Source organism: Corynebacterium sp. AOP40-4SA-5, assembly GCF_052377355.1.
Lineage (GTDB): Bacteria > Actinomycetota > Actinomycetes > Mycobacteriales > Mycobacteriaceae > Corynebacterium.
On the sequence record NZ_JBQSWS010000028.1, the window covers coordinates 24,269 to 32,828 of the forward strand.

Sequence of the window (8,560 nt, forward strand, 5' to 3'; positions counted from 1 at the left end):
GCTCCCCGACCGCGCCTGGACCACGCCACAGACTCACCCGTCGAAATTGTCGCCCTCCCAGGTAGGCAAAGGGCCCGAAACGCTACCTGGGAGGGTGATCGGGCTGCATCGCGCTGGAAAAGGTGGCGGTAGAGGTCACCAACCCCACCGCCTAGTCCAGCCCCCAGTTCCAGTCCTTCGTGGCGGTGCGCAGGTGCGCGTAGGAGCGCACGGTGCGTCCGTTGAAGGCGGCTGAGGCCGGCGAGGTGCCCGCCACCGTCCACTCCGGCGGGTTCTCGGCACCGGACAGGGCCCACGCTGCCTGGCGGGCCGCACCCAGGGCCACGTATTCCGCGGGGTCCGGGACCAGCACGTCCACCCCGAAGATGGACGGGGCGACCGCGCGCACCGCGGCCGAGCGTGCGCCGCCGCCGATGAGCAGCACGCGGGTGGCCTCCACACCGGTGGCGCCCACGAGCGCCTCCACGGCGTCCTTCATGGAGCACAGCAGTCCCTCCACGGTGGCGCGGGCGAAGTCCTCGCGGGTGGTGGCGGTGGTGATGCCCTGCAGGATGCCGGTGGCGTTGGGACGGTTGGGGGTGCGCTCGCCGTCGAGGTAGGGCTGCAGCACCAGGCCGCCGGCGCCGGGGTCGGACGCCAGGGCCAGGTTCTCGAACTCCTCCCAGTCCACGCCGAGCAGGCGGCGTCCCATGTCCAGCACGCGCGCGGCGTTGAGCGTGCAGACCAGCGGGAGGTAGCGTCCTGAGGCGTCGGCGAAGCCGGTGACCATGCCCGCGGAGTCGTGCACGCTGTCGGGGACCACGGCGGAGGCCACCCCGGAGGTGCCGATGGACACGCTCACGTCGCCGGGCTGCAGCGCCAGGCCCAAGGCCGCGCCCTGGTTGTCGCCGGTGCCCGCGCCGATGACGGTGCCACGCTCGGCCGCAGCGGCGTTCACCGATGCGGCGACGACCCCGACCCGCTCATTCGGCCCGGCCAGACGCGGCAGTTCGACGTCGTGGCCCAGGGCGCGCTCGGCGAGCTCGGGCAGCCAGCGTCGTTCGCGGGTGCTGTAGTAGCCGGTGCCGGACGCCTCGCCGTGGTCGGTGACCTTCTCGCCGCGTTCTGAGAGGTGCCAGGTGAGGTAGTCGTGCGGGAGCAGCACGCTGGCGGTGCGCGCGGCGTTCTCCGGCTCATGGTCGCGCATCCAGCGCAGCTTCGAGGCGGTGATCGAGGCGACGTAGCGGCTGCCGGTCAGGTCCACGCAGGCCGCGGGGCCGCCGAGTTCGTCGATGAGTTGCTCGGCGGCGCGTGCCGAGCGGGTGTCGTTCCACAGCAGGGCGTCGCGCACGACCTCCCCGTCGGCGTCGAGGGCGACCATGCCGTGCTGCTGGCCGGCGACGGACACCGCGTCGGCGCGGTCCAGCAACCCGGCGGTCGCCTGCTCCATGGCGTCCACCCAGGCCCGCGGGTCGACCTCGGTACCGTCGGGGTGCGTGGCGCGTCCCTCGTCGACGACCTCCCCGGTCGCCGCGTCCACCAGCAGTGCCTTGCAGGACTGGGTGGAACTGTCGATTCCCAGCACGAGTGCCATATCAGTTGTCTCCTTCGATCTCTCCGAGCACGTGGAGGGTCGCTCCCGTGTTCTCCAGCAGGGCGCGGTCGGCGTCACTGATCTCATTGTCCACGACGACGTGGTCGAACTCCGTAACGTCGGCGATCTTGAACACCCCGGGGGCACCGAACTTCGTGGAGTCCACGACCAGCACCTTCACCGGGGCGGTGTCGAGCAGGGCCCGTTTGGTCTCGGCGGCCTCGGTGTCCGGGTGGAAGATCGCCGGCCCGCCACCGGCGGAAGGACGCACCGCGGTGGTCGAGACGAAGACCACGTCCGCCGACAGCCGCCGCAGCTGCTCGGACGTGACCGCCCCCAGGAAGGAGTCGGTCTCCGGGATGTACTGGCCCCCGCAGCCGATCAGGCGGATGTTGCCCGCCCCCGTGCGCTGCCGGTGCAGGCTCATCGCCGCCAGCGAGTGGGTGATCAGCGCCGAGGGGCTGCGCTGCGGCAGCAGGGTGACCAGGGACTCCAGGGTGGTGGAGTCGTCGACGGAGACCACCGCCCCGTCCTCGACGAGTTCGGCGGCCAGGGCGCACAGTCCGCTCTTGACGTCGCGGTGCAGTTGGCGGCGCTGGCCAACCCCCAGCTCGCTCATCGAGGGGCTGACCGAGCGGGCGCCGCCACGGACCCGTTCCAGCAGGTTCTCGGCGGCGAGGTGGTCGAGGTCGCGGTGCACGGTCATCGGTGAGACCTCGAAGTGGCGGGCGAGGTCCTCGACGCGGGCGGTGCCGTGGCGGGTGACGTAGGCCACGATGTTCTCGCGGCGTTTGTCGGGGCGCTTGTCGGCTCCCGTCGCAGGTGCGGGCTGTGACGTTGGGGGCATGGGCGCAACATTAGCACGGGGGCGATGTGAAGTAACCCCCGTTTTCAACATTTTTTTGTTGTAAGTGGTGACTTTCTAACATAATGGCGGTAGGTTGATCGCATCGGGCCACCAGGTGTGACCCACATCCCTCCCGCCTGACGCTTCAGGAGCACAGATGACTTCCAGCACCACACAGCCGGACACACCCCGGCTGCTCGAACGCCTCGGCATCCCCCGGGCACTGATCTGGGGCTTCGTGGGCCTCACCATCTTCATGATCGGCGACGGCGTCGAGACCAACATCCTCGAGCCCTTCCTGCGCGACGACCACGGGTTCTCCACCTCGCGGGTGGGCACCCTGGTCACCGTCTACGGCATCTCCGTCGCCATCGCCGCCTTCTTCGCCGCCGCCCTGTCGGACCTCTGGGGCCCGCGCCGGGTGATGATCCTGGGCGTGAGCGTCTGGGTCACCCTGGAGCTGGTGTTCCTGTGCCTGGCACTGCCGACGTCCAACCCGTGGCTGATCTTCATCACCTACGGACTCAGAGGCTTCGGCTACCCGCTGTTCGCCTACGGGTTCCTGGTGTGGATCACCGCGGTGGCCCCCGCCGAGGACCGGGCCACCGGCGTGGGCTGGTTCTACGTGAGCTTCTCCGCCGGCCTGCCCACCCTCGGCGCACTGACCGCGACCGTCTCACTGTCCCTGCTGAACCTGGACTTCTACCAGACGCTCTGGCTGTCGCTCTCCCTGGTCATCGTCGGCGCGTGCATCGCCCTGTTCGGCGTGCGCGAGCAGGTCGGACGCAAGCCCCTGGTCGACAACCCCGAGGAGGTCAGCGCCACCCTCTCGCGTGGCTTCAAGCTGCTGGCCCGGGACAAGCGCGCCCGCCGGGTGACCTACATCCGTACGATCAACTCGGTGCCGACCTACGCCATGGCCGTGTACTTCCCCGCCTACTTCACCGACGAACTCGGCTGGAAGCTCGGCTGGTTCCTCATCCTCACCACGGTGATCTACGCGGTAAACCTCCCGTTCAACCCGCTCTACGGACGCATCGGCGACCGCTTCGGCTGGGCCACCACCATGTTCTGGGCCGGTGCGGTCGCCTGCGCCGTCACCCTGGCCGCGGTGTACTTCACCCCGCTGATCGGACGCTCCCTCGGCCTGCCCGACCCGCTCGTCTACGGCGTGACACTGGCCTTCGGCGCCCTGTTCGGCGTCTCCCTGGCCGGCTACGTCCCGCTCTCGGCGATCGCCGTGGCGATCGACCCGGAGCACCCGGGTGCGGCGATGTCGACCTACAACCTCGGCGTCGGCGCCGCGGTGGCCGTCGGCCCGCTGCTGGTCGCGGTGTTCCTCCCGCTGGTCGGCGCCACCGGCCTGACGCTGATCATGATCGGCCTCTACCTCTTCGCCGCCTACCTGTCGCTGACCCTGCGCGGCAACCAGCCCGGCTTCGACGGCGTGCCCGACAACGTCCCTGAACCCCTCGCGGAGAAGGCTGCCGAAGAAGCAGCCCGCCAGAACTGACCCACTCCACTCCACAGCACACACCCACAGCAAGGAGAACTCCCGTCATGCCCACCCTCAGCACCTCCCTCCTCCCCGACGTCCCTGAGATCACCGCGCACACCGGCAACCCCACCGCCGTGCCGTCCTACGACCGCTCGCAGGTCACCCCGGGCATCGTGCACATCGGCGTCGGCGGTTTCCACCGCGCCCACCAGGCCATGTACCTCGACCGTCTGATGAACCAGGGCGAGGCGCTGGACTGGGGCATCGTCGGACTCGGCGTGATGCCGTCCGACGTGCGCATGCGCGACGCCCTCGCCGGCCAGGACCACCTCTACACCCTCACCACCAAGGCGCCGGACGGTTCGGAGGACGCCCGCGTCATCGGCAGCATCGTCGACTACGTCTTCGCCCCGGACGACCCGGCGGCCGCCGTGGCGATGCTCGCCGACCCGCAGATCCGCATCGTGAGCCTCACCGTCACCGAGGGCGGCTACAACATCGACCACGTCACCGGGGAGTTCGTGGAGGACGCCGAGCTCATCGCCGCCGACCGCGCGGCCCTGCGCTCCGGCGACCACGCCTCGCTCAAGAGCTTCTTCGGTCTGGTCACCGCCGCACTCGACGAGCGCCGCCGCGCCGGCGTCGCGCCGTTCACGATCATGAGCTGCGACAACATCCAGGGCAACGGCGAGGTCGCCCACGCCACCTTCGTCGCCTTCGCCACCAGCGTGGACGCCGAGCTCGGCGCCTGGATGGACGCGTCCGTGGCCATCCCCAACTCCATGGTCGACCGCATCACCCCGGAGACCACCGACGCCGACCGCGAGGACGTCGCCGCGCGCGGCTACACCGACGCCTGGCCCGTCGTCGCCGAGGACTTCACCCAGTGGGTGCTGGAGGACAAGTTCACGGCCGGACGTCCGCCCTACCAGGACGCCGGGGTCCAGCTCGTCGACGACGTGGTCCCCTACGAGCTGATGAAGCTGCGCCTGCTCAACGCCTCCCACCAGGGCCTGTGCTACTTCGGCCACCTCGCCGGGCACCGCATGGTCCACGACGTGATGGCGGACCCGCGCTTCGGCGACTTCCTGCTGGCCTACATGACCGACGAGGCGACCCCCACCCTGCGACCGCTGCCGGGCGTGGACCTGGACGACTACCGTCGCACCCTGATCCAGCGCTTCGGCAACACCGCGGTCAAGGACACCGTGGCCCGGCTGTGCGCCGAGAGCTCCGACCGCATCCCCAAGTGGCTGCTGCCGGTGGTGCGCGAGAACCTCGCCGCCGGACGCCCCGTCCGCCTCTCCGCGGCGATCGTGGCGTCCTGGGCACGCTACGCCGAAGGCGTGGACGAGGACGGTGCACCGATCACCGTCGTCGACCGGATGGCCGACCGACTCAAGGAGTCCGCCTCGCACAACCGGGAGGACGCCCTGTCGTTCCTGCGTGACCGGGAGGTGTTCGGCGACCTGGTGGACTCCCCCGAGTTCACCGCCGATTACACCCGGGTGCTGGAGTCGCTGCACACGGTCGGCGCCGAGGCCACGCTGGACATGCTGCTCGCCGAGCGCTGATCCTCCTCCCACCCCGTCCCTCCGACGGGGGTGATCTGTATGGCAGGTGGGGCGGGGGTGGACCGGTACCCGCACGGGCTCTTGTCGCGGTTGTTTCCTCTGTAGTAAGTTCGGTACGGCCCGCTACAGTTAAACGTAGCCTACGGTTAGAGACGTTTCACCAACACCACCGCCCGGCGAACTGCTCTCCACGGCATTCCCACCCCGTCGCCGGGCCAGGAGAGGATCCCCCTTCATGCTGCACACCGCCCGCCGCTCCACCGGACGTACCGTCCGCCGGACCCTGACCGCCACCGTGCTCGCCGGTGGCCTCGTTCTCGCCGGCTGCTCCACCGATGACTCGGACAGCAGCTCGGACGACACCAACTCCTCCGACAGCGCCGAGGGTGGCGCCGAGGAGTCCGAGGTCACCATCGACAACATGTACGGTGAGGCGACCTACAACACGAACCCGGAGACCGTCGTCGCGATCGGTACCGCCGTGGACAACCTGCTCGCCCTCGGCATCACCCCGGACGTGATCGTGGAGCGTGGCGATGACGCCAACGCGGACTGGAAGAACCCGGACCTCGAGGGCGTCGAGCGCATTGCCGTCTCGGAGGACTTCCCGCTCGAGGAGGTCGCCGCCAAGGATCCCGACTTGGTCGTCGGCGACACCTACCGCATCGACGAGGACACCTACAACGAGCTGTCCAAGGTCACCGACGTGCTGCCCGGCATGGACGAGGACGCCAACTGGGAGCCGCAGCTGCAGGCCCTGGGCGAGATCTACGGCCTGGAGGACAAGGCCCAGGAGGTCATCGACGCCGACGAGGAGGCCTTCGCCTCCGCACGTGAGGAGTTCCCCGGCCTCGAGGGCAAGACCGCCCTGACGGTGCAGGACCGCGCCGGTCAGTTCGGCGTGATCGCCGACCCGGAGAACATCGCCAACAAGTTCTACTCCCGCCTGGGCATGACGCTGCCGGCCTCCTTCACGGACGGCTCCCTGAACGTCGACGCCGATCGCGCGCAGATCTCCTACGAGCGCGTGTCCGACCTGGCCGCGAACTTCATGGGCATGTACGCCACCGAGGGCATGGACAAGATCCGTGCCATCGCCGGCTACAGCCAGCTGCCGCAGGTCGAGTCCGGCGCCGTGGTCGAGGATGACAAGGCGGTCATGGCCGCGCTGAACATCCCGTCCTCGCTGTCCAACGCGTGGCTGCTCGAGCAGCTGCAGGACCAGCTGCAGATCGTCTCCGACGAGGACGCCGTCGACGCCGAGTAGTTGATTCGACAGTAAATGTAGTGGGGAGATACTTTCCCACTACAGAATGAGGGCCCGGGATCAGATTCTGATCCCGGGCCTTCTCATTGTCTGCAGGCCTTCACTGCCGTCCGTCGAGGGTCAGCGGATGACCTTTCGCACGGTGGTCTCCTTGTCGCCGAGGTACTCGCGGCGGAAGTAGCTGTCGAGCAGCGAGCTGCCGAGGGACTTCTTGCAGCGCTGACGTGACGTTCCCTGGCCCGTCTTCCCGAACAGGGCACCTGGGCTCTTGCCCTTGCCCGCCCGGCCGGCGGCGCCCTTCTGCCCTGCTGCACCGGCGGCTCCCGCCGCTCCTGCCCCGGCTGCCATTCCATTACCGCCGGCACGTTGTCCGGCGGCGTTGTTGCTACCGGACACAGGGGCCGCCCCGCCTGCCGCCGGGACTCCTCCCCTGGCACCAGCGCCTCCGTGTGCGGCGCCCGCCCCCGGACTGGACGAGCCACCGGCTCCGGCGAGAGGCATGGCACCGGGACTGCGGGGTGTTGCGGTGCTGACGCCTCTGGGGAGAAGGGGTTGGGCCACGGACCCTGGCACGCCTCCGCGCAAACCGGTGGTGGTCCCTGGGGCCGCCGTCCCCGGGGTGACGGTCGGTGTCCCGCGTCCGCCGACTGCTCCGAGGGCCTGGTTCTGCCCGGCGACCATGGATGTCGGCGAGCCTGCCTGCGCGCCACCGGGTGCGCCGTAGGCACCGCCTGTGGGCCCCATCGGCGATTGCCCGACGGGTGCTGCCTGGTTCGCCGCCGCTGGGGCCGCCCCGATCTGGCTGGCTTGCTGTGCGACGGCGTTGGGCTGCGCGGCGGCCTGGGTAGCAGCTGGTGTCGCTGCGCCACCGGCGACCTGGGTGATGGCTTCTTCAGCTGCCATGGTCGCTGCCCCCGCGGAGGTCAGCGCCCCACCACCGGTGTGACTGGTCACCGGTACCGAGAGGTTGGTGACGAGCGGCCGGGCGGTGTCGAGCGCGGGCTGGAGGTAGCCGGCGACGAATGCTGCGACCTGTGCCTGGGATTTCGCGGCGATGGCCGCGGCCCCGGCACCTCCGGTGGCTGCTCCGGCCGCGGTTGCCTCTGCAGCCAACTCGAGCTCCATGGCGACGAGTTGGGTGTGCGCGGCCGCCCGGATCGGCGGCAGCTGCAGCATGGAGGTCGCCATCGCCGTGGAGTTGGCCGAGACGACAGCGCACTGTTCCGCGATCGTCGATATCCCCGCGTAGATGTTCGTGAAGACTTGCTCCTGTCAAGGCGTCGGGGCAACAGTGTCGGCTGCCAGCAATTCCATGAACTTCTCGTACGGGGTGTAGCTTCCCAACACCCCACGCGGGATGTTGTTGATCATCGCCGCGACCCGATCTACCTCCGCCTGCTCGGTAGGCAACGCGGTGCCCTTGTCCCAAAACTTGCGGGCCTCCCGGTTGATTGACTCGTTGGTTCCACGCTGGCCTGGACTGTAGGCATCGGCAAAGAACACATCCAAACCTGACTCCCGGGTCAGGCGGGCGTGCTGGGCCATTTCAGTACCTCGGTCCCAGGTCAACGTCTTAAACAACGCCTCGTTCAAGCCTGATCCCAGCCCGTTGACCGTGTCGATGAGCACGTCAGCCAACCCGCCGGAATCCTTCCCCAGTGGTAGTGCCTTCATGATCACAAACCTGCTGGTGCGCTCCGCCAGGGTCGCCACAGCAGTCTTCCCATTTTTGCCGATGATCAGATCCCCCTCCCAGTGACCGGGCACGGCCCTACCGGCGACCTCAGCAGGACGGGTGTGG

General features: G+C 69.1%; 7 protein-coding genes. 3 read left to right on the forward strand and 4 right to left on the reverse strand.

All coding sequences use genetic code 11. The features are described from left to right. Positions 1-151: 151 nt before the first annotated feature. Positions 152-1,573, reverse strand: coding sequence for a xylulokinase (gene xylB, locus ACT3S3_RS13650; protein ID WP_301443786.1), 1,422 nt, complete (start codon positions 1,571-1,573; stop codon positions 152-154). A gap of 1 nt (position 1,574) precedes the next feature. Next, positions 1,575-2,420: a DeoR/GlpR family DNA-binding transcription regulator gene (locus ACT3S3_RS13655; RefSeq protein ID WP_301443785.1), complete on the reverse strand. Its 846-nt coding sequence runs from the start codon at positions 2,418-2,420 to the stop codon at positions 1,575-1,577. Between the two features lie 157 nt (positions 2,421-2,577). On the opposite strand from ACT3S3_RS13655, the gene ACT3S3_RS13660 reads away from it, so the two are divergent. The 3 genes from ACT3S3_RS13660 (at position 2,578) to ACT3S3_RS13670 (ending at position 6,759) form a co-directional block, all read left to right on the forward strand. Then, on the forward strand, positions 2,578-3,933 hold the full coding sequence (locus ACT3S3_RS13660; protein ID WP_441579123.1) for an MFS transporter: 1,356 nt from the start codon (positions 2,578-2,580) through the stop codon (positions 3,931-3,933). 47 nt (positions 3,934-3,980) lie between these two features. Then, the gene (locus ACT3S3_RS13665) at positions 3,981-5,492 is read left to right on the forward strand and encodes a mannitol dehydrogenase family protein (RefSeq protein ID WP_301444028.1); all 1,512 of its coding nucleotides are present in this window, start codon (positions 3,981-3,983) and stop codon (positions 5,490-5,492) included. 235 nt (positions 5,493-5,727) lie between these two features. Then, the gene (locus tag ACT3S3_RS13670) at positions 5,728-6,759 is read left to right on the forward strand and encodes an ABC transporter substrate-binding protein (RefSeq protein ID WP_301444029.1); all 1,032 of its coding nucleotides are present in this window, start codon (positions 5,728-5,730) and stop codon (positions 6,757-6,759) included. Between the two features lie 120 nt (positions 6,760-6,879). On the opposite strand, the gene ACT3S3_RS13675 is transcribed toward ACT3S3_RS13670, so the two are convergent. Both ACT3S3_RS13675 and ACT3S3_RS13680 read right to left on the reverse strand, forming a co-directional pair. Further along, the gene (locus ACT3S3_RS13675) at positions 6,880-7,947 is read right to left on the reverse strand and encodes a hypothetical protein (protein ID WP_444626942.1); all 1,068 of its coding nucleotides are present in this window, start codon (positions 7,945-7,947) and stop codon (positions 6,880-6,882) included. An 84-nt stretch (positions 7,948-8,031) separates the two neighbouring features. Beyond that, the coding region (locus tag ACT3S3_RS13680; protein WP_444626943.1) for an IS30 family transposase at positions 8,032-8,560 on the reverse strand (529 nt) is incomplete at its 5' end.

Excerpts from the sequence above, each read along its gene's own strand:
- xylB (WP_301443786.1), bottom strand. The coding sequence starts at position 1,573 with ATGGCACTCGTGCTGGGAATCGACAGTTCCACCCAGTCCTGCAAGGCA.
- ACT3S3_RS13655 (WP_301443785.1), bottom strand. The coding sequence starts at position 2,420 with ATGCCCCCAACGTCACAGCCCGCACCTGCGACGGGAGCCGACAAGCGC.
- ACT3S3_RS13660 (WP_441579123.1), top strand. The coding sequence starts at position 2,578 with ATGACTTCCAGCACCACACAGCCGGACACACCCCGGCTGCTCGAACGC.
- ACT3S3_RS13665 (WP_301444028.1), top strand. The coding sequence starts at position 3,981 with ATGCCCACCCTCAGCACCTCCCTCCTCCCCGACGTCCCTGAGATCACC.
- ACT3S3_RS13670 (WP_301444029.1), top strand. The coding sequence starts at position 5,728 with ATGCTGCACACCGCCCGCCGCTCCACCGGACGTACCGTCCGCCGGACC.
- ACT3S3_RS13675 (WP_444626942.1), bottom strand. The coding sequence starts at position 7,947 with ATGGCGACCTCCATGCTGCAGCTGCCGCCGATCCGGGCGGCCGCGCAC.